Annotated in this window: 30 protein-coding genes; 19 read left to right on the top strand and 11 right to left on the bottom strand. The window is 71.8% G+C overall.

Features of this window, described 5'->3' with window-relative positions:
- Positions 1-8: 8 nt before the first annotated feature.
- From gspG to AB4112_RS10760, 12 genes are all read left to right on the top strand, one after another.
- Complete coding sequence (gene gspG, locus AB4112_RS10815) at positions 9-467, top strand: type II secretion system major pseudopilin GspG (RefSeq protein WP_309798198.1); 459 nt, start codon at positions 9-11, stop codon at positions 465-467.
- A complete protein-coding gene (locus tag AB4112_RS10810; protein ID WP_309798199.1) occupies positions 442-933 on the top strand; it encodes a GspH/FimT family pseudopilin in 492 nt (163 codons plus the stop codon). The genes gspG and AB4112_RS10810 overlap by 26 nt, the downstream gene beginning before the upstream one ends.
- The gene (locus tag AB4112_RS10805; RefSeq protein WP_309798200.1) at positions 923-1,342 is read left to right on the top strand and encodes a type IV pilus modification PilV family protein; all 420 of its coding nucleotides are present in this window, start codon (positions 923-925) and stop codon (positions 1,340-1,342) included. The genes AB4112_RS10810 and AB4112_RS10805 overlap by 11 nt, the downstream gene beginning before the upstream one ends.
- A complete protein-coding gene (locus AB4112_RS10800; RefSeq protein ID WP_309798201.1) occupies positions 1,339-2,181 on the top strand; it encodes a prepilin-type N-terminal cleavage/methylation domain-containing protein in 843 nt (280 codons plus the stop codon). Before AB4112_RS10805 ends, AB4112_RS10800 begins: the two co-directional genes overlap by 4 nt.
- Positions 2,162-3,172 (top strand): general secretion pathway protein GspK, encoded by a 1,011-nt coding sequence (locus AB4112_RS10795; RefSeq protein ID WP_441719372.1) that lies wholly within the window; start codon positions 2,162-2,164, stop codon positions 3,170-3,172. Before AB4112_RS10800 ends, AB4112_RS10795 begins: the two co-directional genes overlap by 20 nt.
- Before the next feature lie 8 nt (positions 3,173-3,180).
- The gene (locus AB4112_RS10790; RefSeq protein ID WP_441719369.1) at positions 3,181-4,236 is read left to right on the top strand and encodes a PilN domain-containing protein; all 1,056 of its coding nucleotides are present in this window, start codon (positions 3,181-3,183) and stop codon (positions 4,234-4,236) included.
- Complete coding sequence (gene gspM / locus AB4112_RS10785) at positions 4,233-4,805, top strand: type II secretion system protein GspM (protein WP_441719367.1); 573 nt, start codon at positions 4,233-4,235, stop codon at positions 4,803-4,805. The genes AB4112_RS10790 and gspM overlap by 4 nt, the downstream gene beginning before the upstream one ends.
- A 1-nt stretch (position 4,806) precedes the next feature.
- A complete protein-coding gene (locus AB4112_RS10780) occupies positions 4,807-5,322 on the top strand; it encodes a hypothetical protein (RefSeq protein ID WP_309798208.1) in 516 nt (171 codons plus the stop codon).
- Positions 5,319-5,975: a cell wall hydrolase gene (locus tag AB4112_RS10775; RefSeq protein ID WP_441719364.1), complete on the top strand. Its 657-nt coding sequence runs from the start codon at positions 5,319-5,321 to the stop codon at positions 5,973-5,975. Before AB4112_RS10780 ends, AB4112_RS10775 begins: the two co-directional genes overlap by 4 nt.
- Before the next feature lie 101 nt (positions 5,976-6,076).
- Entirely contained in the window at positions 6,077-6,496 is a 420-nt protein-coding gene (locus AB4112_RS10770) for a rhodanese-like domain-containing protein (RefSeq protein ID WP_309798212.1), read from the top strand.
- 78 nt (positions 6,497-6,574) lie between these two features.
- The gene (gene upp, locus AB4112_RS10765) at positions 6,575-7,225 is read left to right on the top strand and encodes a uracil phosphoribosyltransferase (RefSeq protein ID WP_309798213.1); all 651 of its coding nucleotides are present in this window, start codon (positions 6,575-6,577) and stop codon (positions 7,223-7,225) included.
- Between the two features lie 5 nt (positions 7,226-7,230).
- Entirely contained in the window at positions 7,231-7,476 is a 246-nt protein-coding gene (locus AB4112_RS10760; protein WP_309798214.1) for a DUF4170 domain-containing protein, read from the top strand.
- Positions 7,477-7,499: 23 nt separating this feature from the next.
- Here the strand turns inward: AB4112_RS10760 and AB4112_RS10755 are convergent, their stop codons facing one another.
- Positions 7,500-7,958: a MarR family winged helix-turn-helix transcriptional regulator gene (locus tag AB4112_RS10755; protein ID WP_441719359.1), complete on the bottom strand. Its 459-nt coding sequence runs from the start codon at positions 7,956-7,958 to the stop codon at positions 7,500-7,502.
- Positions 7,959-8,139: 181 nt separating this feature from the next.
- On the opposite strand from AB4112_RS10755, the gene AB4112_RS10750 reads away from it, so the two are divergent.
- The 4 genes from AB4112_RS10750 to AB4112_RS10735 all read left to right on the top strand — a co-directional run bounded on the left by AB4112_RS10750 (position 8,140) and on the right by AB4112_RS10735 (position 11,305).
- Positions 8,140-8,562: an organic hydroperoxide resistance protein gene (locus AB4112_RS10750; protein WP_309798216.1), complete on the top strand. Its 423-nt coding sequence runs from the start codon at positions 8,140-8,142 to the stop codon at positions 8,560-8,562.
- 60 nt (positions 8,563-8,622) lie between these two features.
- On the top strand, positions 8,623-9,396 hold the full coding sequence (locus tag AB4112_RS10745; RefSeq protein ID WP_309798217.1) for an alpha/beta fold hydrolase: 774 nt from the start codon (positions 8,623-8,625) through the stop codon (positions 9,394-9,396).
- A 69-nt stretch (positions 9,397-9,465) separates the two neighbouring features.
- Positions 9,466-10,026 carry a GNAT family N-acetyltransferase gene (locus tag AB4112_RS10740; protein ID WP_309798218.1) on the top strand — a complete coding sequence of 187 codons (561 nt, stop codon included), beginning with the start codon at positions 9,466-9,468 and terminating at the stop codon, positions 10,024-10,026.
- A gap of 91 nt (positions 10,027-10,117) precedes the next feature.
- Entirely contained in the window at positions 10,118-11,305 is a 1,188-nt protein-coding gene (locus AB4112_RS10735; protein WP_441719354.1) for a hypothetical protein, read from the top strand.
- Between the two features lie 333 nt (positions 11,306-11,638).
- Here the strand turns inward: AB4112_RS10735 and AB4112_RS10730 are convergent, their stop codons facing one another.
- The 6 genes from AB4112_RS10730 to AB4112_RS10705 form a co-directional block, all read right to left on the bottom strand.
- Positions 11,639-11,989: a hypothetical protein gene (locus AB4112_RS10730; protein ID WP_441719351.1), complete on the bottom strand. Its 351-nt coding sequence runs from the start codon at positions 11,987-11,989 to the stop codon at positions 11,639-11,641.
- 9 nt (positions 11,990-11,998) lie between these two features.
- Positions 11,999-12,349 carry a hypothetical protein gene (locus tag AB4112_RS10725; protein WP_441719348.1) on the bottom strand — a complete coding sequence of 117 codons (351 nt, stop codon included), beginning with the start codon at positions 12,347-12,349 and terminating at the stop codon, positions 11,999-12,001.
- A 94-nt stretch (positions 12,350-12,443) separates the two neighbouring features.
- Positions 12,444-13,700 carry a DUF763 domain-containing protein gene (locus AB4112_RS10720; protein ID WP_441719345.1) on the bottom strand — a complete coding sequence of 419 codons (1,257 nt, stop codon included), beginning with the start codon at positions 13,698-13,700 and terminating at the stop codon, positions 12,444-12,446.
- Between the two features lie 30 nt (positions 13,701-13,730).
- Positions 13,731-14,288: a DUF6886 family protein gene (locus AB4112_RS10715; RefSeq protein WP_309798223.1), complete on the bottom strand. Its 558-nt coding sequence runs from the start codon at positions 14,286-14,288 to the stop codon at positions 13,731-13,733.
- 20 nt (positions 14,289-14,308) lie between these two features.
- Positions 14,309-16,462 carry a methylmalonyl-CoA mutase gene (scpA, locus tag AB4112_RS10710; protein ID WP_441719342.1) on the bottom strand — a complete coding sequence of 718 codons (2,154 nt, stop codon included), beginning with the start codon at positions 16,460-16,462 and terminating at the stop codon, positions 14,309-14,311.
- Between the two features lie 84 nt (positions 16,463-16,546).
- Positions 16,547-17,176, bottom strand: a complete 630-nt coding sequence (locus AB4112_RS10705) for a LysE family translocator (RefSeq protein ID WP_441719339.1) — start codon at positions 17,174-17,176, stop codon at positions 16,547-16,549.
- A gap of 129 nt (positions 17,177-17,305) precedes the next feature.
- Here AB4112_RS10705 and AB4112_RS10700 point away from each other — a divergent pair, with 129 nt between their 5' ends.
- The 3 genes from AB4112_RS10700 to AB4112_RS10690 all read left to right on the top strand — a co-directional run bounded on the left by AB4112_RS10700 (position 17,306) and on the right by AB4112_RS10690 (position 19,020).
- Positions 17,306-17,560 carry a type II toxin-antitoxin system Phd/YefM family antitoxin gene (locus tag AB4112_RS10700; protein WP_441719336.1) on the top strand — a complete coding sequence of 85 codons (255 nt, stop codon included), beginning with the start codon at positions 17,306-17,308 and terminating at the stop codon, positions 17,558-17,560.
- Positions 17,557-17,946, top strand: coding sequence for a type II toxin-antitoxin system VapC family toxin (locus AB4112_RS10695; protein ID WP_309798227.1), 390 nt, complete (start codon positions 17,557-17,559; stop codon positions 17,944-17,946). Before AB4112_RS10700 ends, AB4112_RS10695 begins: the two co-directional genes overlap by 4 nt.
- Positions 17,947-18,174: 228 nt before the next feature.
- Entirely contained in the window at positions 18,175-19,020 is an 846-nt protein-coding gene (locus AB4112_RS10690) for an aspartyl/asparaginyl beta-hydroxylase domain-containing protein (protein ID WP_309798228.1), read from the top strand.
- 172 nt (positions 19,021-19,192) lie between these two features.
- On the opposite strand, the gene AB4112_RS10685 is transcribed toward AB4112_RS10690, so the two are convergent.
- From AB4112_RS10685 to AB4112_RS10670, 4 genes are all read right to left on the bottom strand, one after another.
- A complete protein-coding gene (locus AB4112_RS10685) occupies positions 19,193-19,771 on the bottom strand; it encodes a cysteine hydrolase family protein (protein ID WP_441719332.1) in 579 nt (192 codons plus the stop codon).
- The gene (locus AB4112_RS10680; protein ID WP_309798232.1) at positions 19,771-20,775 is read right to left on the bottom strand and encodes a GlxA family transcriptional regulator; all 1,005 of its coding nucleotides are present in this window, start codon (positions 20,773-20,775) and stop codon (positions 19,771-19,773) included. Before AB4112_RS10680 ends, AB4112_RS10685 begins: the two co-directional genes overlap by 1 nt.
- Before the next feature lie 232 nt (positions 20,776-21,007).
- Positions 21,008-21,181, bottom strand: a complete 174-nt coding sequence (locus AB4112_RS10675; protein ID WP_309798234.1) for a hypothetical protein — start codon at positions 21,179-21,181, stop codon at positions 21,008-21,010.
- A 67-nt stretch (positions 21,182-21,248) separates the two neighbouring features.
- The gene (locus tag AB4112_RS10670) at positions 21,249-21,710 is read right to left on the bottom strand and encodes an MEKHLA domain-containing protein (protein WP_309798236.1); all 462 of its coding nucleotides are present in this window, start codon (positions 21,708-21,710) and stop codon (positions 21,249-21,251) included.
- Positions 21,711-21,737 lie beyond the last annotated feature (27 nt).

Raw genomic sequence — 21,737 nt, 5'->3', positions numbered from 1 at the left:
GATCCCGCATGCAGAACACCCCGCACGACACGCCCGCCCTTCCCGCTGCCGCCGAACCGGACCGGCAGGCCGGCTTCACCCTGATCGAGCTGCTGGTCGTGCTCGTCATCCTCGGCCTCCTGGCCGGGCTGGTGGGCCCCCGCGTCCTGGCCTATCTCGGTGGCGCCCGGTCCGATTCGGCGCGGCTGCAGATCGAGAACTTCAAATCCGCGCTCGACCTCTACGCCATCGATGTCGGCGGCTATCCGACCACCAGCCAGGGGCTGAAAGCCCTGCTCGTCTCTCCGGGCGGGCTGCGCGGCTGGAACGGCCCCTATCTGCGCACCACCGATCTGCCGCAGGATCCCTGGGGCGTGGCCTATGGCTATCGCGCGCCGGGGCAGCACGGGGCGTTCGACCTCTACTCCTTCGGCGCCGACAAGCGGGAAGGCGGCAGCGGCGATGACGCCGACATCACCAGCTGGTGAGAGGGCCCGTGACCGGGACAGCCGCGGCTTCACCCTGCTGGAGCTGCTGGTGGTTCTGGTCATCCTCGGCGCCATGGCGGCGCTGGTACCGCCGATGCTGTCGCGCGGCGCCGCCCAGGCGTCGCTGAAGCGCACCGTGGCGACGCTGGCGTCGGAGCTGCGCCAGGCCCGCAGCGACGCCATCCTGCACGCCGACCCGCGCGGCGTGGTGATCGACCCGACCGGGCGGACCTTCGGCCCGGTCGACGCGCCGCTGCGCAACCGCATCGCCGACGGCATCGCCGTCCGCGTCACCGCCGCCGACATCGCCGCCGACCCCGACGGCCGGCCCGGCATCCGCTTCCTGCCCGATGGCCGGTCGACCGGCGGCACCATCTTCCTGGGCGACCAGCGGCGAACCTACCAGGTCGAGGTCAACTGGCTGACCGGCCGGGTCCGCATCGGCGAGGCCGGCGATGGCGCATAGGCGAGGACTGCGCGACCGGACGGCGCCCCAGCGCGGCTTCACCCTGATCGAGGTGGTGGTCTCGCTGGTCATCCTCGGCCTCGTCCTGACCGTCATCTTCCGCATCTTCTCGACCGGGCTGACCGGGCTGGCCCGCGCCGACGGGCTGCAGCGCGCCGCTTTCGTCGCCGAAGGGCTGTCGGCGCAGCTGGGCGCCTCAAGCACGCCGCTGAAGCTGGGCGACCGCCTGGCCGGCGAGGCCGACGGCTATCGCTGGCGGATCGACGCCGACCGCTGGGCCGATGCGCCGCGGGAGAAGGTCAAGCTCGGCGGCCGCGATGCGGTGCTGGCCCAGGTGCGCATCGCGGTCGAAAGCGCGGCCGGCACCCGCTTCGAGATGACCACCGTGACCCTGGTGGCGGTGCAATGATCGCCCGCCGGAACCAGCGCGGCTTCACGTTGATCGAGACGATCATCGCCATGGTCGTGCTGGCCCTGGTGATGGTGCTGCTGACCGGCGGCCTGCGCTTCGTCACCGCCGGCTGGGACCGCGGCGCCCGGGCGACCGACGCCAGCGAGACCATCGCCCTGGTGCAGGCCACGCTGCGGCGCGAGGCGGCCGCGGCGGGGCGCCTGACCCTGCAGGGCGGCCCCAAGCCGGCCGTCGCCTTCCGCGGCGAGGCCGATCGCGTCGGCCTGGCCGTGGTCGATCCCGGCTTCCCCGGCGCGCCCGGCCTGGCCATCGCCATCTTCCATGTCGACGTGGCGGCGGGGGTGTCGACCCTGCGCTACGCCCGCGCCGGCTTCGACCCGCGGCTGGACGATTTCAGCGCGGCCAAGACCACGGACGACCTGATCCTGGCCCACGGCCCGACCCGCTTCGCCTTCGACTATTTCGGCACCGTGCCCGGCGAGGCCAAGCCGCGCTGGGTGTCGCCCTGGCCGGACCGGCAGGCGCCGCCGCTGCTGATCCGGCTGCGCAGCCGCGACGCGGCCGGGCAGGCGCCGTGGCCGGACATCGTGGTGCCGCTGCCGGTCGACCTCGAGGCCGCCTGCGCCCGCACCGCCCCGGCCGCCGGCGCCCAGCCGCCCGAGCAGCCGGATACGACGGGGAAGGACGCCGCCACGCCGCCGGCGCAGCCCAATCCACCGGCGCAGAATGGCCCGGCCAACCCCGCTGCCAACACTACCGCCGCCGCCACGCCCGTCGCGGGCGACGGCGATTTCTGCAGCCTGTCGGTGTCGCACGATGCCAGCAAACCCGGCTGACCCCCGCGCCGATGGCGCCCGTCACGGCGAACGCGGCATCGCGCTGGTCGTGGTGCTGTGGACGCTGGTGATGCTGGCGATGCTGACGCTCGGCTTCAGCGTCAGCAGCCGGACCGAGGCCCGGGTCGCCGCCAACGGCGCCGAGCAGACCCGGCTGCGCGCCCTGCTGCGCGGCGGGGTGGAGCTGGCCGTGCTGGGCCTGGGCACCGCCGATGACGAGCGCGGCTGGCATGCCGACGGCACCGCCTATCCCGCCGAGATCGACGGCGGCCGCGTCACCGTCCGGATCCGCGACGAGGCCGGCCGCGTCGACCTGAACCGCGCCGATGCCGACACGCTGCAGCGGCTGATCACCGCCGTGATGGGCTCGCCGGAAGGGGCGCCGCGCCTGGCCGCCGCCATCCTGCACCAGCGCGGCGGCGACGCCGCCCCCGCCGGCGCCGATCCCACCGCCGCCAGGCCCCCGCCCGCCGGCCCGAACGGCCCCCAGGCCGCACCGCCGACCAAGGCGATACCGCCGGCCCGGACCGATCCGGACGACCCGGCGGCCGGCCGTCCGTTCCAGTCGCGCGAGGAGCTGCGGCGGGTGCCGGGCGTCACCCGCGCCATCGCCGACGCGCTGATGCCGCATGTCACCGTGCTGTCGCCCGCCGCCGGCATCAACCCCTTCGCCGCCGACCCGTTGGTGTTGCAGGCGCTGCCGAGGGTGACCAAGGCCCAGGCCGAGGCCGTGGTGCGGGCGCGACGGGAGAAGCCGCCGCCGACGCCGGAGCGGCTGGCCGCGATGCTGCCGGCCGATGACGCCAACCTGCTGCGCACCGCCGCCGGGCCGATCTATGCCGTCACCGTCGACGCCGTCACCAGCCGCGGCGGGCGCGGCCGGGTCGAGGCGGTGGTGTGGATCGCTGCCGACTCGCAGGCCTTCTATCGTATCCTGGATTGGCGCGAGGCCGGATTCGACCGCCCGCGCAAGGGGGAGGACCCGGCATGATCGCCGGCATGACCAGTCGATTGGCCAAATTCCTGCGCTGGTGGGGGCGCGAGCTCGCCGCCGTGGTGCCGGACCGCTGGCTGCGCCGCCCGGCCCCCCGGCGCCGGGCGATCCTGCTGTGGCGGGACGACGGCCCGCGGCTGATCGAGGCCCGCGGCGCCCGGATGCTGCGCGAGGCGCCCTTCGACCGGGCCATGCCGAAGCCGCGCGGCGCCGCCGTCATCCTGCGCTTTCCGGCCGGGGACGGGCTGCGCCGGCAGATCGTGCTGCCGCGGGCGGCGGAGGCGGCGCTGGGCCGGGTGCTGCGCTTCGAGATCGACCGGCTGACCCCCTGGCCCGCCGACGGCGTCGCCTTCGGCGCCCGCCGCCTGGGCCCGGTCGGCGACGGCGCGACCTTCGCGGTCGAGATCTCGGCGGTGCCGCGCGACCGGATCGACGCCGCACTACACGCGCTGGCGGGGACCGGCTGGACCCCCGACGTGGTCGACCTCGCCACCGAGGATGAAGCCGCACCGCCGGGACCGGATCTGCGCCGGGACATCGATGCCGAACGCCGCCGGGCCCTGCGCCGCCTGGGCTGGCTGTGCGGCCTGGGCCTCGCCGCCCCCGCCGCGATAGCCGGGCTGTGGCTGGGCTGGACCGTGGTGGCGCATTGGTCGGCGGTGTCGGCGCTGCGCGACCAGGTCGCCACCGCGCGAGCGGCAACCGCGCCGATCAGCGCCATGCAGGCGGAGATCCGCGGGCTGGAGGAGGCGGATTCCTATCTCGGCGCCCAGCGCCGCACCACGCCCTATGTCTCGGCCCTGCTCGAATCGATCAGCCGCACCGTGCCGGACACCGCCTTCCTGACCGACCTGTCGCTGGAACAGGGCACGCTGCGGCTGGGCGGCTTTTCCGACGACGCGGCCGGCCTGATCCCGCTGCTGGCGGCGCTGCCGCAGCTGGACGCCGTCGCCTTCGCCGCGCCGAGCGTGCGCGACCCCGAGCGCAACCAGGACCGCTTCGCCGTGAGTGCGACGCTGGTGCCCGAGTCGGCGGCCCCTGGTCCGGGAGGCCGCCGATGAGCTTCGACCTCAGCCCCGCCGCCGCCCGCGCCCTGGCCGTCGGCCTGCTGCTGCTGCTGGTGGCGGGCATCGGCGTCGGCTTCGCCGCCGGGACGGTCGCCATCCGCGACGCCGACGACACCGCCGCCGGGCTGCGGCAGGAGCTGGCGCTGCTGGCCCGGCTGTCGATGACGCGCGACCGGCTGGAGGAGCGGCGGGCCGCGCTGGTCGCCGCCGCGGGCGGGGCCACCCCGGCGCTGCAGGGCGCCAGTCCGGCGATCGCCGCGGCCTCGCTGCAGCAGCTGGTCGGCGGCATCGTCGCGGCCCATGCCGGCCGGGTCGACAGCACGCTGGTGCTGCCGGCGATCGAGGATCCCGGCTATACCAGGATCGGGCTGCGGGCCACCTTCAGTGCCCGGATCGGCGCGCTGCGCGACATCCTGTATGCTTTCGAGGCGGGCGCGCCGCCGCTGTTCATCCCGGCGTTCACCATCCGCGCCGACACCGCGGCGGGGGATTCCGAGGACCCGGACCTGACCGTGTCGGTCGACCTCTATGGCGTGATGCGCCGATCGGCGGAGGGCAGTTGAGATGGCGTGGCACCCCCTGACCCGGCTGCTGGTGGCGCTCGGCCCGCTGGTCATCGCCGGATCCTACCTGCTGACGCCGGAGGATCCGTCCGCGGTGCCCGCCGTGGTCCGCGCCGGCAACGCCCAGGCCGCGCTGCCGCCGGAAGGCGGGGCCGCGCCACCCGCGCCGGCCCTGGTGGCGGCACCTGACCTGGCCAGCCTGACCGAGACGGTGGAGCGGCCGCTGTTCAGCACCTCGCGCCGGCCGCCGCAGCCGTTGCCGGAGCCGGAGCCGACCGTCGAAGCCCCGGTGGCCACGCCGGCGCCGCCGCCGCCGTCGATGACGCTGCAGGGCATCATGCTAGCCGGGGACCGCAGCGCCGCCTTGCTGCGCCGCGACGACACCGGCGAGACCGTGACGCTGCACGAGGGCGACAATCTCGCCGGCTGGCAGGTCGAGCGGATCGCCGCGGGCTCGGTGACGCTGAGCGGCCCGGACGGAGCGGCCGAGCTGCCGCTGTTCCCGCCCGCCCCGTGACGCGCCGCCCTCTGAAACGCCATGGGTCCCGTTCCCTGGCGCTGCTGGCGGCGCTGGCCTGCCTGGCGCCCGGTCCCGGGCTGCGGGCGCAGACCCTGCCGGGCGAAGGCTGGATCATGCCGGCGGACCCCGACCCCGGCAGCCTGATCCCCAGCCGGCCGGACGCCGACGCCACGGCGGCCGTGCCGCAGCCGGCCCAGAAGAGCGCCGTCACCCCCGCCCAGATCCGCCGCCTGATCGTGGCGCGGCTGCGGCTGGCCGATGCCCGGGCGCGGCCGACGGTGCTGCACCAGGCCAGCTGCCTGGCCTATGCCGTGTATTTCGAAGCCCAGGGCGAGCAGCGGCTGGGCCAGCTGGCGGTGGCGCAGGTGGTGCTGAACCGGCTGCGCGACCCGGACTATCCCAAGACCATCTGCACCGTGATCGGCGACCACGGCCAGTTCCCCTGGACCACCGGCGACCTGACCATCCGCGACATGCCCCGGTTCCGCATCGCCTGGTCGGTGGCGCTGCATGTGATGGCCGGCATCTTCACCGACCCGACCGCCGGCGCCACCCATTTCTACGCCCCGGCACGGGTGCGGGCGCCGGCCTGGGCGACGGCGGAGGCCTACCGCACCACCATCGGCGGCCACCGCTTCTTCCGGCCCTGAGCCGGCGGATTGGCAAGATCTGCCCGGTCCCTGTCGTTCACGCCAATGGCAGCGGACCCTCCGGCTGGGCAGAGTGGCGGCGTCGCAATTGGAGACCCGCCATGACCAGCCCTGCCCCGAGATCCGCCCCCAGCGTCGTCGCCGCGATCCCCGCCGCCCCGTCCGATGTCGCCCTGGCGCATTTCCGCGCCCGACTGGGCTTCGAGACCGACTGCTCCGACGTCCATGCCGCCCTGGCGTCCGGCGCCCCCGACTTCGTCCTGGCCGAGGCCCGTGGCCCGAACGCCTATGCCGCCGGCCGCATCGCCGGCGCGATCAACCTGCCGCATCGCGAGATCACGGCGGAGCGGATGGCGGAATGGCCTGCGGACACGCTGTTCGTGGTCTATTGCGCCGGGCCGCACTGCAATGGCGCCGACCGCGCCGCCATCAAGCTGGCCGAGCTGGGCCGGCCGGTGAAGGTGATGATCGGCGGCCTGGCCGGCTGGCTGGACGAAGGCTTCACCCTCGAGCAGGCGTAACCGCCGAGTCCGGCGCGCCCCTTGGAACCGTCGGCCCGGCCCTGTATGGTCGGGCCGCAACCGCCGCGCCGAGGCCCGATGAAGACGCTGCCCGAATTCCCCAACCTCTTCATCCTCGACCACCCGCTGATCCAGCACAAGCTGTCGCACATGCGCGACAAGGGCCGGTCGACCAACGGATTCCGCACCCTGCTGCGCGAGATCTCGCTGCTGATGGGCTACGAGATCACCCGCGACCTGCCGATGACCAGCGAGCGGATCGAGACGCCGCTGGAGCCGATGGACGCCCCCGTCCTGATGGGCAAGAAGGTGGCGCTGGTCGCGATCCTGCGCGCCGGCCTCGGCATGACCGAGGGGCTGATCGAGCTGATCCCCTCCGCCCGCCAGGGCCATATCGGGCTGTATCGCGATCACGACACCAAGATGCCGGTCGAATACCTGGTGAAGCTGCCGGAGCCGCAGGGCCGCATCTTCATCGCGGTCGACCCGATGCTGGCCACCGGCAATTCCGCGGTGCACGCGATCGACGTGCTGAACCGCCACGGCGTGCCGGACGAGCTGATCCGCTTCATGGCCCTCGTGGCGGTGCCGGAAGGCGTGCGCACGCTGCACGCAAAGCACCCCGGCGTGCGCATCTACACCGCGGCGCTGGACCGCTGCCTCGACGGCAACGCCTATATCCTTCCGGGCCTCGGCGATGCCGGGGACCGCATGTTCGGCACGAAGTGAGCGAAATGACCGACCAGCCCAAGCAGCTGCTGCACCTCGTCCTCGGCGGCGACCTCAAGGACCCCACCGGGATCGAGTTCTCCGACCTGTCGAAGCTCGACATCGTCGGCGTTTTCCCGAACTACGCCGAGGCCTATGCCGCGTGGCGGGCCAAGGCGGCGGCGACGGTGGACGACGCGCAGAAACGCTATTTCGTCGTGCATCTGCACCGGCTGCTGGACCCGTCGACCGACCCCAGCCGCAAGGGCTGACGCGCCCAGGCTTTCTGGCGGTCTTACTCGGCCGCCCCGGCGCTGGCGTGCAGGCTGTCGCGCACCTTCAGCAGTGAAGCCCGCAGGCTGCCCGCCGTCTCCAGCGTCAGTTCGGCGGCGCAGCCGATCCCCTCGCCCACCGCCGCCACCTCGGCCTGCAGCGACCGTCCCGCGGGGGTCAGGTGGATGTTGACCACCCGCTCGTCCTCGCGGCTGCGGCGGCGCTCGACCAGGCCGGCCGCCTCGAGGCGCTTGAGCAGCGGCGTCAGCGTGCCGGAATCGAGGAACAGCTGCTCGCCGATCGCCTTCACCGCCAAGCCATCGCGTTCCCACAGCACCAGCATGACGAGGTATTGCGGATAGGTCAGGCCGATCCGGTCGAGCAGTGGCTTGTAGACGCGGTTGAAGGCATGCGCCGTGGAGTAGACGGCGAAGCACAGTTGCTGCGCCAGGCGCTGGTGGGGTTCCAGGGTATCGGGCATCGCGGGCTCTCCCGGGGTGGGGAACGGGACAATCCGATTGGATACGCTCCACAATTGGATTGCGCACCATTCAATTTTGCGGCCGCGCCATACCGGAATCACATATCGAGCAATTCAATTGTGCGCTATTTAATTTCTCGCAAGCGGCAACCCGCCGCCCCCTCATCAGCGAGATCCGATCATGAGCATCCTCTATCGCACCAAGGCCACGGCAACCGGCGGCCGTGACGGCCGCGCCACCAGCGAAGACGGCAAGCTGTCCGTCGCGCTGACCACGCCGAAGGAGCTCGGCGGCCAGGGCGGCGACGCCACCAATCCGGAGCAGCTGTTTGGCGCCGGCTATTCCGCCTGCTTCCTGAGCGCGCTGAAATTCGTTGCCGGCCAGCTGAAGGTGAAGGTCCCGGCGGACGCCACCGTCACGGCCGATGTCGGCGTCGGCCCGCGTGACGACGGCCAGGGCTTCGGCCTCGAGGTCGGGCTGACCATTGCCCTGCCCGGCGTGGAGCGTGCGGTCGCCGAGGACCTGGTCGCCCGCGCCCATGTGGTCTGCCCCTATTCGCACGCCACCCGCGGCAATCTCGACGTCCGCCTGACCGTCGCCTGATCCCCCGGCCGGGCCGGCGATGACGCCGGCCCGCCTTCCTTCTCCTTCCGGAGTCGTTTCATGAGCCTTCCCCTGAAGTCGCTCGCACTCGCCGCCGTCGCCGCCCTGGCGCTCGGCCTCGGCCCGGTGTCCGCCGAGGCCGCGCCCACCGGCGTCAAGAACATCGTCCTGGTCCACGGCGCCTTCGCCGACGGGTCGGGCTGGAACGGCGTGGTCGCCGCACTGCAGGCCAAGGGCTATCACGTCACCGCGGTGCAGAACCCGCTGACCTCGCTGGCCGACGACGTCGCCGCCACCAAGCGGGTGCTGGCGCAGCAGGACGGCCCGACCCTGCTGGTCGGCCATTCCTGGGGCGGCGTGGTGATCACCCAGACCGAGTCGCCGAACATCGCCGGCCTGGTCTATGTCGCCGCCCTCGCGCCGGATGTCGGCGAATCCGCGGCCGATGTGTTCAAGCACGGCCCGGCGGCGGTCGAGGCCGATGCCATCCAGCCCGGCCCGGACGGCTTCGCCACCATCCCGGCAGCCCGCTTCCACAGCGCCTTCGCCGCCGATTCGTCGGTCAAGGAGGCGGCGGTGATGGCCGCCACCCAGGGCCCGATCGCGCTCGCGGCCTTCGGCGAGAAGGTGACCGTCGCGAACTGGAAGACCCTTCCGTCGTGGTTCCTGGTGTCGACCGCCGACCGCGTGATCAACCCGGACCTTGAGCGTTGGGAGGCCCAGCGCATCGGCGCCCATGTCGTGTCGGTCACCGGCAGCCACACCGCCTTCGTGGCGAACCCGGCCGTGGTCGCCAAGGCGATCGAAGAGGCGGCGACGTCGCTGCACAAGTGATCTCCCTCTCCTGAGCGAAGGCCGCCCGTGGCGTTGCGCCACGGGCGGGCTTTCGTCTAGGACGGGGGAATGACGATCGAACTGCTTGCCCCGTCCCTCGCCCGGCTGCCCTTCTATGCCGACGCCCTGCGGCGCGGCTGGTCGCCGGACACCGTTCGCAAGGCCGCGGCCGCCACGGAGCAGTTGGAGCGCATCGCCCAGGATCCGGTCGCCTTCGTCGCCGGGCTGGACGATCCCGAAGCCTGCGGCGGCCCGATCCCGATGCCCGACGGCACCACCGTGCCGCGGCTGCCCGGTTTCCAGCGCTGGCTTTGGGATGGCGAATTCTGCGGCAGCATCAACCTTCGCTGGCAGCCCGGCGGGGCCGCTCTGCCGCCGCATGTGCTGGGCCATATCGGCTATTCCGTGGTGCCCTGGATGCAGGGCCGCGGCCATGCCACGCGGGCCCTGGCCCTGCTGCTGCCGGAGGCCCGGGCGCACGGCCTGCCCTATGTCGAGCTGACCACCAACCCCGACAACATCCCGTCGCAGCGGGTCATCCTGGCGAATGGCGGCCGGCTGGTCGAACGCTTCCGCAAGGCGGCGGCCTATGGCGAGGACGAGGCGCTGCGGTTCCGCATCGACCTGTGACGGCGGCGCAAGCCGCCGTCGCGGCGATGGAGTCCGGGCCGGGCTTGCCGTAAACCGGTCCCGGCTTCGCGATTCGGGACGGGAGATCGGCATGGCGGCAAGCGGCGACAGATCATCGGCGGCCGTGCTGGTGCGGCCGATGCTGGGCCTCGCGCTCGGCGCCGGCACCCTGCCGCTGCTCTATGCCGGGGTGTTCCCCCTGCTGCTGCCGGCGATGGCGGCGCAGGTCGGCGCCGGCGGGCTGGTGGCGGCGGAAGCGCTGCTGGCCCTGCTGCCCTACCTGCTATGGGCCACCCTGGCCCGGCGCCGCGACGAACGCGCGCCGATCATCGCCGGCGGCGTGCTGCTGGCGGTGGCGCTGGCCGGCCTGCTGGTCCTGTTGCGCCGGCCGCTGGCGCCCGGCGACGGCGTCCTGCTTCCCGGCCTGCTATGGGCGGCGGCGGTGGCCGGTGCCGCCGGGCTGGTGGTCGGCAACCATCTGCGGCTGGTCCGGCTGAGCGGCGGGTCCAGTGGCCGCACCGCGGTGCTGGCCGCCGCCTCCGCGACGCTGCTGGGCCCGATCCTGGCCAATGCCATCCTGGAGCTGCTGACGCCGGCCGCCGGGCAGCCGGGGATCTCGTCCGGGCCCTGCCTGTTCTGGGCGGCCATGGCGCTGGCCCTCGCCTTCGTCAGCTGGCGCAGCCCGGCGGTCGACGCGAGCCCGTCCGCCCCGGCCGCCTGGCCGGCGATCCTGGCCGCGACCATCGGGCTGGTGCTGCTGCTGGCCCCGGTCATCTGGCTGAACGCCGTCCGGCTGCCGCTGCTGGTCCATGCCGCATCGGTTGCCGGCGTCGCGGTGCCCGGCCTGCTCGGCCAGGCGGCGATGTTCGGCTATCTCGCCATCGCCGTGGTGCTGGTGCTGGCGGCGCTGCATCCCGGCCTGGCCACCCTGCTGGCCGGCCCGCTGGCCGTGGCCATCGTGGTGTGGGCGCTGGTCGGGCTCGACATCCAGGTGCCGGTCTCCCTGGCCTGGGCGGTCAGCAGCGATCCGGCCTATGCCCTGGCCCTGATCGCCGGGCTGGCGGCGATCCTCGGCCGCGGTGCCGGGCCGGTCCGCATCGCCCTGGTCTGGACCGCGCTGCAGGCGGCGTCGGTGCTGGGCAACCGCGGCGGTCAGGCCTGGTGGCAGCAGAACCAGTTCGTGGTCACCGATGCGATGCGCCAGGCCGGCATCGGCATGGCCGTGCTCGGCGCGCTGGTCCTGCTCGGCATCATCCTCGCCCGCCGCGCCCGGGGCTGAAGCCAACAGAAAGGAAGCCCCCGGAGGGTGCTCCAGGGGCTTCGAGTGTGGATCGGGCCGGAGGAACGCCAGCCAGGGACCGGCCCGATCGTCGACGGATCGACGGCTTTCGCGATGGCGGCGGCTTAGGTCCAGCCCGCCCGATCCGCGATCTCCACGGCCCGAGGGCCGCCGGCGGCCGCGCTGCTGAGGAGGAGGCGACCGGTCTTCGTCATCTCCCGCTCTCCTCGGCATGCAACTGCAATTCATTCGCAATCGCAGAATACGACTCTGGCTGGCCGGCGCAAGCAGAATCGTCGAGACCCCGACCGGCGACGGTCGGGGTCTCTCGCATCAATCGAAGCGCAGCGGGATGTTGATGGTGATGCCGGGCGCCGGGGCGACGTAGACCGGTGGCGCCGGCTCGACATAGACCGGGCGCGGCCGCCGCCGCTCCACATAGTAGCCGTCGTCGTCATCCGGATCGCCATAGACGACCACCCGGTCCCGGTGCGGCCGGGCGTAGTAGTAATCCGGCGGGCCGCGCCAATGGCCGTGACGATGGCCATGCCAGCGGTGGCCGCCATCGTCATCGTCGTCGTCATCATCCGCGATCGCCGCCGACGGGTGGAGCAGCAGCATCGGGGTTGCCGCGGTCAGGGCAAGCAGCGCCAGGAATGACAGGCGCATCAACGGCTGGCGCATGCCCATGCCTCAGTCGAACCGCAGCGGGATGTTGACCGAGATGCCGGGGGCCGGCGCGACGTAGACCGGCGGCGGCGGCGCATAGTAGACCGGCGGACGCTCGTAATAGACCGGGGGCCGTTCGTAGTAGACCGGCGGGCGCTCGTAATAGACGACCGGCGGGCGCGGCCGCACCACCACCACCGGACGGCCGTAATAGCCGCGATCGTAGTAGCCACGGTCGTAGTACCCGCCATGGTGGGCCCAGGGCGGCCCCCAGCCATGATGGTTCCACTTCTTGGCGAGGGCCGGCGACGACACCGCCAGCGTGGTCGCCGCGACGACCAGGGCACTGGTCAGGATTCGGCGTATCGTGATCATCTCGTTCATCCTTCTGGCTGCCGGGCGGCGCATTGCGCCAAACCCACCAACGCTCGAAGGGATCAACCCCCGACCCGGTTGCTTCGATCCGGATTCAATCTGGGCATTTTTGTGGCAGCGACCCGGGCGCCGGCTCCCAGCCGAAGACGCTGCGGCCGCCATAATCGTGCGAGCGGCGGCGCTCCTCGGCGATGTGTTCGGGCAGGGTCGGGCCGGTGGCGTGCCGTTCGACCCGCCGGGCCTGGTCGTCGAGGCGGCGGATCGCGTCGAGCCGTTCGTCATTGCCGAGCTTCGCGGCGGCGACGGCGGATTTCAGCACCGCGATGGTCTTGTCGTAGACCAGGGTCGGCACCGGATAGGGGTGCCGGTCCTTGCCGCCATGGGCCAGCGAGAAGCGCCCCGGATCGGCGAAGCGGCACGGCGCGCCGTGCACCACCTCCGCCACCATGGCCAGCGACCGCACGGTGCGGGCGCCGACGCCCGGCACCAGCAGCAGCTCGCCGAAATCGGCCGGCGCCCGGTCCGCCGCGGCGCTGAGCGCCCCGTGCAGCCGGCGTAGGATCACGTCGCTGGGCCGGACGTCGTGATGCGCCGGCATAGTCAGATGCGGCAGCCGGGGCTGGTCCGGCGGCGGCGGAACCCGGCCCTCCAGCACCGCGACCTCGCCGACGATGCGGTCCGGCCCGAGATCGCGCAGCAGGTCGATCTGGCCGTGGCGCGAGGCCCGCGCCCGCCGGTCGGTCAGGTTGACGATGACGCCCTGGCCGGCGCCCTCGATCGCGGTGTGCGGGGCCTCGACGAAGCTCTTCAGATCCTCGGAATGCCAGTGGTAGCGGCGGGCCAGGCGGCTGTCGCCGTTCATGCCCTGCTGCACCACCACCCAGCGCCCGTCATCGGCGACGATGAAGCCGTGGAGGTACAGGTCGAAACCGTCCTGCACCGCGGCGCTGTCGACTTTGGCGACCAGCCGGCTGGCCTGCGCCAGGGCCGCGCCGTCGAAGCCGACGCGGTCGCCGATGGCGACCAGCTCCGCCGGGGTCCGCCGCGAATGCGCGCCGCGCCCGCCGCAGACATGCAGGCCGAGCTCGCCCGCCATCGGCTGCAGGCCGCGCTTCAAGGCGCCGATCACGCTGGTGGTGATGCCGGAGGAATGCCAGTCCATCCCCATCACGGCGCCGAAGGACTGGAACCAGAAGGGATGGGCCAGGCGCCGCAGGAAGTCGTCGCGGCCGTAATGATGGATGATCGCCTCGGCAATCACCGCGCCCAGCCGGGCCATGCGCTGGCCCAGCCAGGCCGGGACCCGGCCATGGTGCAGGGGCAGATCGGCGCTGCCGGCCCGTTTCGCCACGCATCCTCCAGGAACAAAGATGGAACGATCCTAGCGCGGACCTCGCCGGGACGCCAGCGCCCAGGTGGCTGAGTTACGCAGCCGGATCCCGCTGACATGCAGGCTGCTCTCCCACAGCGAGGCGAGCGGGACCAGCGAATCGACGACGCAAAGGTCGACGCCGCACCGCGCCAGCTCGCCGTCGAGCCCGGCCAGGGCGACGCAGCCGAGCGGGACGACCGGCGCCTCGGACACCCACATCCCGGCATCCTCAAGGCTACGGAAGGTCTCGGACGGCAGCTCATAGCGGTGGATCGCGGCGGAGCGCAGCCGGCCGATCCAGGCGGCCTCGACGAAGGCGACGGCGCAAGGCTCGCCGGGTCCCAGCCAGCGCGCCCGGTCCGCCGCCGTGCTCCCCGGCGTCGCCCAGGCAAGGATCCGGGGACAGTCCCGCGGGAACAGGTACAGCATCTGATGGGCGTCATCGATCGCCCAGACCAGCGGCCCGTTGAGCCACTCCAGCCCGGCGGGGCGAACCGACGGCACGCGTGCCGGGCGAGGCTCGAACCGGGCGATCGCCGGATCGTCGCTGAAATGGAACAGCCGCACGATCGCGCCCGCCGGAGGCCCTACGCCGCTGCCGCCCGCGCCTTGCTGATCAGGGTCAGGATCTCGGCCGCCGCCTGCGGGATGTTGGTGCCGGGGCCATAGACGGCGCTGACGCCGGCGGCCAGCAGCGGCTCGTAATCCTGCGGCGGGATCACGCCGCCGCACACCACCAGGATGTCGCCGGCGCCCTCGGCCTTCAGCGCATCCATCAGCTGCGGCACCAGGGTCAGGTGCCCGGCCGCCTGGGACGACACGCCGACGACATGGACGTCGTTCTCGATCGCCTGGCGCGCCGCCTCTTCCGGTGTCTGGAATAACGGACCGATATCGACATCGAAGCCGATGTCGGCGAAGGCCGTGGCGATCACCTTGGCACCGCGGTCGTGGCCGTCCTGGCCCATCTTCACCACCAGCATGCGCGGCCGCCTTCCCTCGGCCTCGGCGAAGCGCGCGACTTCGGCCTGGATCCTGGCATAGCCCTCGTCGCCGGCGAAGGCGCCGCCATAGACGCCGGAGACTGAGCGGACCACGGCGCGGTGGCGGGTGAACACCTGCTCCAGCGCGTCGGAGATCTCGCCCACCGTGGCGCGGGCGCGGGTGGCCTTGACCGCCAGGTCCAGCAGGTTGCCCTCGCCGGTCTTCGCCGCCTCGGTCAGCGCCGCCAGCGCCGCCCGGCAGGCCGCGTCGTCGCGGCTGGCGCGGATCTGCTTCAGCCGCGCCACCTGGGCCTCGCGCACCGCCGAATTGTCGATCGCCAGCACCTCGACATGGTCGGGCTTCTCCGGCACGTATTTGTTGACCCCGACGATGGTCTGCTCGCCGCGGTCGATCCGGGCCTGGCGGCGGGTCGCGCTCTCCTCGATGCGCAGCTTCGGCAGCCCGGCCTCGACCGCCTTGGTCATGCCGCCCATGGCCTCGACCTCGTCGATCAGCGCCCGAGCCTTGTCCACCAGCTCCTGGGTCAGCGCCTCGACATAGTAGCTGCCGCCTAGCGGGTCGACGGTGCGGGTGACGCCGGTCTCCTCGGCGATCACCAGCTGGGTGTTGCGGGCGATGCGGGCCGAGAACGGGGTGGGCAGGCCCAGCGCCTCGTCGAAGCTGTTGGTGTGCAGGCTCTGGGTCCCGCCCAGCACCGCGGCCAGTGCCTCGATCGTGGTGCGCACCACGTTGTTGTAGGGGTCCTGCTCGGTCAGGCTGACGCCGGAGGTCTGGCAATGGGTGCGCAGCATCAGGCTCTCGACCTTCTTCGGCGCGAATTCGGCCTGGATCAGCTCGGCCCACAGCCGGCGGGCGGCGCGCAGCTTCGCCACCTCGGTGAAGAAGTCCATGCCGATGGCGAAGAAGAAGGACAGGCGCCCGGCGAAGGCGTCGACGTCGAGCCCGCCGGCGATCGCGGCACGGACATATTCCAGCCCGTCGGCCAGGGTGTAGGCCAGCTCCTGCACCGCCGTCGCCCCGGCCTCCTGCATGTGGTAGCCGGAGATCGAGATCGAGTTGTATTTCGGCATCCGCGCGGCGGTGTAGGCGATGATGTCGGCGACGATCCGCATCGAGGGCCCGGGCGGGTAGATGTAGGTGTTCCGGACCATGAACTCCTTGAGGATGTCGTTCTGGATGGTGCCGGACAGCTTGGCCTCCGGCACCCCCTGCTCCTCCGCCGCGACGATGTAGCCGGCCAGCACCGGCAGCACCGCCCCGTTCATGGTCATCGACACCGACATGCGGTCGAGCGGGATGCCGTCGAACAGGATCTTCATGTCCTCGACGGAATCGATCGCCACGCCGGCCTTGCCGACATCGCCGACCACGCGCGGATGGTCGCTGTCGTAGCCACGATGGGTGGCGAGGTCGAAGGCCACTGAGACGCCTTGCTGCCCGGCCGTGAGGTTGGCGCGGTAGAAGGCGTTCGACGCCTCGGCCGTGGAGAAGCCGGCATATTGCCGGACGGTCCAGGGCCGGCCGGCATACATGGTGGCGCGCACGCCGCGGGTGAACGGCGCGAAGCCCGGCAGTTCGGCCTCCGCCTGCGCCGGCAGGTCCGCGGCGGTGTAGAGCGGCTTGACGTCGACGCCCTCGGCCGTCTCGACGGCGAGGTCGGCCAGCTTCTTGTCGCGCAGTTCCTTCTGCGCCAACGCCTCCCAATCGGCGCGGCTCCGCTTCTCGAAGGCGGTCATGGGCGGCACTCCTCCAGTCACGGCGCGAGTATAGGAGGGGCGATCGCCGCGGTCACGCGGGCCGCGCAGCTTTCTTTCGCTTGCTCAATTGCGGCTGAGCGCCATGTGCGCGCCGAGGCCGACCAGGGCCGAGCCGCTGCCGATCCTCAGCCAGCGCGCCACCCGGGCGCTGCGGCGCAGCCGGGCCATCGCCTGGTCGATACACAGCAGCGTCACCACGTCGGCGGCGAAGAACACGGCGTTGACGATCAGCCCCAGCACCAGGAACTGGGCCCAAACCGGGAGCCCGGCGGCGGGGTCGACGAACTGGGGCAGGAAGGCGATGAAGAACAGCGCCGTCTTCGGGTTCAGGAGCTCGACCGTCACGCTTTCGGCGAAGGCGCGGCGCGCGGTCTTCTGCGCCACCTGCGGCAAGGCGTCCGCGGCATGGCGGCTGCGCACCATGCGGAAACCGAGCCAGACCAGATAGGCGGCGCCGAAGATCTTGACCGCCAGGAACAGGGTCGGCGACCAGCGGAACACCGCCGACAGCCCGGCCGCGGCCGCGGCGACATGCACCAGGTCGCCGACCGCGATCCCGGTGGCCGCGCGAAAGCCCGCCGCCCGGCCGCGCGCCAGGGTCTGGGCCACGGTGTAGAGGATGGCGGGGCCTGGGATGATCGCGATCAGCACGGTGGCCAGGAGGAACGGCAGCAGGTGGGCGAGGGACGGCATGGCGGGCCTCCTGTGGAATTGCGAGCCATCATAGCGCGGCCGGACGCAGGCGTCAGGCATCCGGCCTCAGCGGTTGCACCCATCCGAGCGACAGATTATATCTGGCTAAGCCTAGCTAGGATCGACGCCATGACCACCGTCAACATCTTCGAGGCCAAATCCAGCCTCTCCCGTCTGGTGGCAGCGGTCGAGGAGGGGCGCGAGACGGAGATCGTCATCGCCCGCAACGGCCGACCGGTGGCGCGCCTCGTTCCCATCGCCCCCGCGGCGGACGCGACCAGGCGCCTCGGCCTTCTCGCCGGCCGGTATCCGGCGATGACACTCCAGGAATTCGACGCCGACAACGAGCGGATCGCGGCGCTGTTCGCGGGCGAGGCGGAGTGAGGCTGCTGCTCGACACCCATGTCGCGATCTGGGCCCTGGTGTCCCCGGAGGTGATGCCGGCGGCGATCCAGGCCCTGATCGCCGACCCCGCGAATGCCATCCACGTCTCCGCCGCCAGCGTCTGGGAGATCGCGATCAAACATTCGATGGCGCGGCGCGGAGCACCGCCCTTTTCCGGGTCTCAGGCGCTCGCGTATTTCGGCCAGGCCGGATACGCCCTTCTCGCGGTGTCGGCCGAACATGCCGCGGGAGTCGAGACGCTGCCCTTGCTTCATGCCGACCCGTTCGACCGGCTCCTCATCGCCCAGGCCCTGGCCGAGCCCCTGCGGCTGGTGACCCACGACGCCGTGGTCGCGTCCTATGGCGGCTCCATCATCCATTTCTGAGCGGTCCGCGGCACCGTACCGCTCCCGCATTGTCTTGACGCTGTCACAATTCCAGATAGGACTGACTCGCAGACAGAGCGATGGCGGTCGCGGCGGCGTTGGTGTAGGGGAAGAATCACGTGGCGGACCGAGATCCCAACCCGCGTTTTTCTGCGGTATGATGGCCATGGCAGAGCGCAAGATCGCAGCCTATGTTCGAAAGCGAGAGCAGAGTCGGAGTGTGAGACCGTGAACGTTAGCGTCGGAAACCACGGCACCGCGACGCATCCGGGCCAGATCAAGCCGAAGCAGACGATCGTCACCGAAGGCATCGACCCGACCCTGGACCGGCCCAGCGCGGTCACCCGGTTCTTCATGCGCATCGTGGCCGGGGCCGAGCGGCTCAACCTCAGATACAGCAAGGTCGGCAACCCCCCGGTCTACGACAACGCCACCTTCCCCTGGGTGGCGGAGATCGAGCGCGAGTGGCATCTGATCCGGAGCGAGCTGGACCGCGTCCTGCTGCGCCAGAGCGAGCTGCCGAGCTTCCAGGAGATCGCTTCCGACGTGAAGACGATCAGCAAGGACAACCACTGGAAGACGTTCTTCCTGACCGGCTACGGCGTCAGTTCGGACCGCAACATCGCGCAATGCCCGGAGACCTGGCGCATCGTCCAGAAGATCCCGGGGCTGAAGACGGCGATGTTCTCGATCTTCGAGCCGGGCAAGCACCTGGCGCCGCATCGCGGGCCCTACAACGGCGTGCTGCGGCTGCATGTCGGCCTGCTGGTGCCCGAACCGCGCGACCAACTGGCGATCCGCGTCGACAAGCAGATCTGCCATTGGAGCGAGGGCAAGGCCCTGGTGTTCGACGACGCCTATGAGCACGAGGCCTGGAACCACACCGACAAGACCCGCGTCGTGCTGTTCGTCGACTTCGTCAAGCCGCTGCGCTTCCCGGCGAAGCTGGTGAACTGGCTGCTGCTGAACCTCGCCGTCTTCACCCCCTTCATCCGCGAGGGCCAGGACGCCCACAAGGAGTGGGAGAAGAAGTTCTACGCCCAGGCCGAGGCGCTACGGAACCACAAAGCTTAAGGCGTCGCCCGTAGCAACTGTCTTATGCGGCACAATTTCAGGTGTCATGCCACGGCTTGACCGTGGCATCCAGGGGCGGCCAGGGCGGCTCTTTGTGGCCCCTGGATTGCCCGGTCAAGCCGGGCAATGACAGTGGAAGGGGATCCTGGGACGTAGGTTAGGTTGGGCGACGCTACGCCCCCAGCCCCTCCATCACCGCATTCGTCGTCGTCACCGTCGCAAACTCCGCCGCAAGCGTCGCCAGATGGGCCCGCTGCAGGTCCTCGGCCGTGATTATGCCGCCGGCGCCGTCGGGCAGGTCGAAGCAGGCGGAGGCGTCGCCGACCAGGATCGCGCGGTAGCCGAGATTGGCCGCCACCCGCACCGTGGTCGAGACGCACATGTCGGTCGTCAGGCCGAACATCACCACCGTGCCGACGCCCAGCCGCCGCAGCCGCAGGTCGAGATCGGTGGCGATGAAGGCGCAGTTCACCGATTTCGCCACCACCGGCTCGTTGTCCCACGGCTCGAAACCGGGGCGGAAGGCGTTGCCCGGATGCGACGGCACGAAGACCGAGCCGGATTCCACGGAATCGTGGCGGATGTGCAACAGCGGCAGCCCCGCCGCCCGCCAGGCCACCAGCAGCCGCAGGCCGTTGGCGTCGAGATCCGGGTTGTTGCGCCGGCCGAAGGGCGGCAGGTCGAAGCCGCGCTGCATGTCGATCGGCAGCAGGGCGGCCCGGCTGGACCACAGGTCGGGGGTCGCGGTCATCATGTCCTCACAGGGAGATCTGGGGCGTGGATGGCGGCCCGGCCGTTGCCGGCAGGCGGACGGAAGCGCTCGCGATAGTCGCTCGGCGCCACGCCGATCCGGCGCAGGAAGGCGCGGCGCATGCCGTCGGCATTGCCGAAGCCGCAGCTGCGGGCCACGGTCTCGCCCGGCAGGTCGGTCTCCTCCAGCCGCCGGCGCGCCGCCTCGATCCGCAGCCGCTCGACATAGGCGGCCGGGGTGGCGCCGATCTCGCGCAGGAAAGCGCGGGCGAAGTTGCGCGGGCTCATCGCCGCCCGGTCGGCCAGGGCCGGCACCGACAGGTCGGCCTCGGGATGGGCCAGCATCCAGTCCTGCAGCGCGCGCAGCGGCGGCCGTTCGGCGATCTGGCCGGCCAAAGCGGCGCTGAACTGCGACTGGCCGCCCGGGCGCTTCAGGAACATCACCAGATCGCGGGCGGTGGCCAGGGCCAGGTCGCGGCCGTGATCGGCCTCGATCAGGGCCAGCGCCAGGTCCATCCCGGCGGTGACGCCGGCGGAGGTCCACACCCTTCCATCCTGGATGAAGATCGGGTCGGGCTCGACCCGCACCGCCGGATAGCGCCGGCTCAGCCTTTCGCACCAGTTCCAATGGGTCGCCGCCCGGCGCCCATCCAGCAGCCCGGCCTCGGCCAGCAGCAGCGCCCCGGTGCAGACCGAGCCGAGCCGCCGCACCCGCGGCGCCATGCCCCGCAGCCAGGCCACCAGGGCCGCGTCGGCGACCGCGGCCTCGATGCCGGCGCCGCCGGCCACCAGCAGGGTGTCGATGCCGTCGCCGGCCTCATCCAGCCCGCGATCGGCCAGGACGGACAGGCCGGAGGTGGCGCGCACCGGGCCGGCCCGTGCGGCCAGCACCTCGACGGCATAGCCCGGCGGCGCCCCCGCGTCGCGCTGCAGGGCGGTGGCGGCGGCGAAGACCTCCAGCGGCCCGACGACGTCGAGCAGCTCGACTCCGGGAAAGGCGAGCATGGCGATGCAGCGTGGCCGAAGGCTGGGAGAGGCTGACATCTGCGCAGTCTGTCCGGATCGGCCGATGGCAGCAAGGCCATGATGCCGTCGGATTCTGCCAAACCCGATCCTGCGCGAAGGGCCAGCGCCGCCAGGGCTGTCGTCGGTGGCCGGCCCAGGCCGGCCTGGGTCCAAATCCTACAGAGTACGGAAGGGGGGTACGGACGGGCGACTGAGGGCCTTCAAAGCGCCGTCAGGACGACGCCATGGCCATGACGATGCCGAAGACGACCAGCACCAGGACAAAAGTGGATCCGACGGCCTTGATCGCACCCCACGGGCCGTAACCGCCGGCGACCATGAGAATGATCACCAGAAAGGCCGCGAGAATCGAGCCGTAGATCAGAAACGCCTTGATCCGCCCCATGCGTGGCCTCCCTCTTCGCCGGAGGTGAAGCCTAGCATGGCCCCGAAGCCGTGGCGGAGGAGGATCCCTACTCGTCCCGCCAGTCGCTGAACGTCGCGGCCTGGCCGCGCAGCACGCCGGCCTCGTCGATCAGCTGCCAGACCGTGGCGTTCTCGATCCAGAAGCGGCGGCCGGACTTGGCGATGCGCAGGCCGCGATAGTCGCTGATGAAGCCGTCGCGGGTGACCATGTCCAGCAGGCGCTGCCGCTCGGTCCGGTCCGGCGCCTCGGCGGAGAGGCGGGACGGCAGCGTGGTGAACTCGTCCCAGCCATACTCGAACCGGGCCTGGGCCGCGCGGTTGGCGTAGACGAAGCGGGGGTCGGCGTCGGTGTTGTGCGCCAGCACGCAGAACGGCGCCGTCTCGTACAGCCAGCGCGCCTGCGCGGCGGCGTCGCCGCCCGCCTCCTCCGGAATCAGCGGCGTGCCGACCAGCCGGGCATGGCTGCCGGCCAGCAGGCGGAGGAAATCGGGATCATGGGCCAGGCTCATCAGCGGACTCCGGTCGCGCCGCGATGG

The sequence above is a fragment of the Inquilinus sp. 2KB_23 genome, assembly GCF_052115705.1.
Lineage (GTDB): Bacteria > Pseudomonadota > Alphaproteobacteria > DSM-16000 > Inquilinaceae > Inquilinus > Inquilinus ginsengisoli_A.
The sequence above is the reverse complement of the archived record's forward strand: the minus strand, read 5'-3'. Positions and strand labels throughout refer to the sequence as shown.

Coding starts and splice junctions, on each gene's coding strand:
- AB4112_RS10795 (WP_441719372.1), top strand. CDS start 2,162: ATGCCAGCAAACCCGGCTGACCCCCGCGCCGATGGCGCCCGTCACGGC.
- AB4112_RS10810 (WP_309798199.1), top strand. CDS start 442: ATGACGCCGACATCACCAGCTGGTGAGAGGGCCCGTGACCGGGACAGC.
- AB4112_RS10730 (WP_441719351.1), bottom strand. CDS start 11,989: ATGCGCCAGCCGTTGATGCGCCTGTCATTCCTGGCGCTGCTTGCCCTG.
- AB4112_RS10725 (WP_441719348.1), bottom strand. CDS start 12,349: ATGATCACGATACGCCGAATCCTGACCAGTGCCCTGGTCGTCGCGGCG.
- AB4112_RS10760 (WP_309798214.1), top strand. CDS start 7,231: ATGACCGACCAGCCCAAGCAGCTGCTGCACCTCGTCCTCGGCGGCGAC.
- AB4112_RS10680 (WP_309798232.1), bottom strand. CDS start 20,775: ATGCTCGCCTTTCCCGGAGTCGAGCTGCTCGACGTCGTCGGGCCGCTG.
- AB4112_RS10750 (WP_309798216.1), top strand. CDS start 8,140: ATGAGCATCCTCTATCGCACCAAGGCCACGGCAACCGGCGGCCGTGAC.
- AB4112_RS10800 (WP_309798201.1), top strand. CDS start 1,339: ATGATCGCCCGCCGGAACCAGCGCGGCTTCACGTTGATCGAGACGATC.
- AB4112_RS10735 (WP_441719354.1), top strand. CDS start 10,118: ATGGCGGCAAGCGGCGACAGATCATCGGCGGCCGTGCTGGTGCGGCCG.
- gspG (WP_309798198.1), top strand. CDS start 9: ATGCAGAACACCCCGCACGACACGCCCGCCCTTCCCGCTGCCGCCGAA.
- AB4112_RS10705 (WP_441719339.1), bottom strand. CDS start 17,176: ATGCCGTCCCTCGCCCACCTGCTGCCGTTCCTCCTGGCCACCGTGCTG.
- AB4112_RS10745 (WP_309798217.1), top strand. CDS start 8,623: ATGAGCCTTCCCCTGAAGTCGCTCGCACTCGCCGCCGTCGCCGCCCTG.
- upp (WP_309798213.1), top strand. CDS start 6,575: ATGAAGACGCTGCCCGAATTCCCCAACCTCTTCATCCTCGACCACCCG.
- AB4112_RS10700 (WP_441719336.1), top strand. CDS start 17,306: ATGACCACCGTCAACATCTTCGAGGCCAAATCCAGCCTCTCCCGTCTG.
- AB4112_RS10755 (WP_441719359.1), bottom strand. CDS start 7,958: ATGCCCGATACCCTGGAACCCCACCAGCGCCTGGCGCAGCAACTGTGC.
- AB4112_RS10685 (WP_441719332.1), bottom strand. CDS start 19,771: ATGACCGCGACCCCCGACCTGTGGTCCAGCCGGGCCGCCCTGCTGCCG.
- AB4112_RS10790 (WP_441719369.1), top strand. CDS start 3,181: ATGACCAGTCGATTGGCCAAATTCCTGCGCTGGTGGGGGCGCGAGCTC.
- gspM (WP_441719367.1), top strand. CDS start 4,233: ATGAGCTTCGACCTCAGCCCCGCCGCCGCCCGCGCCCTGGCCGTCGGC.
- AB4112_RS10670 (WP_309798236.1), bottom strand. CDS start 21,710: ATGAGCCTGGCCCATGATCCCGATTTCCTCCGCCTGCTGGCCGGCAGC.
- AB4112_RS10770 (WP_309798212.1), top strand. CDS start 6,077: ATGACCAGCCCTGCCCCGAGATCCGCCCCCAGCGTCGTCGCCGCGATC.
- AB4112_RS10805 (WP_309798200.1), top strand. CDS start 923: ATGGCGCATAGGCGAGGACTGCGCGACCGGACGGCGCCCCAGCGCGGC.
- scpA (WP_441719342.1), bottom strand. CDS start 16,462: ATGACCGCCTTCGAGAAGCGGAGCCGCGCCGATTGGGAGGCGTTGGCG.
- AB4112_RS10780 (WP_309798208.1), top strand. CDS start 4,807: ATGGCGTGGCACCCCCTGACCCGGCTGCTGGTGGCGCTCGGCCCGCTG.
- AB4112_RS10740 (WP_309798218.1), top strand. CDS start 9,466: ATGACGATCGAACTGCTTGCCCCGTCCCTCGCCCGGCTGCCCTTCTAT.
- AB4112_RS10675 (WP_309798234.1), bottom strand. CDS start 21,181: ATGGGGCGGATCAAGGCGTTTCTGATCTACGGCTCGATTCTCGCGGCC.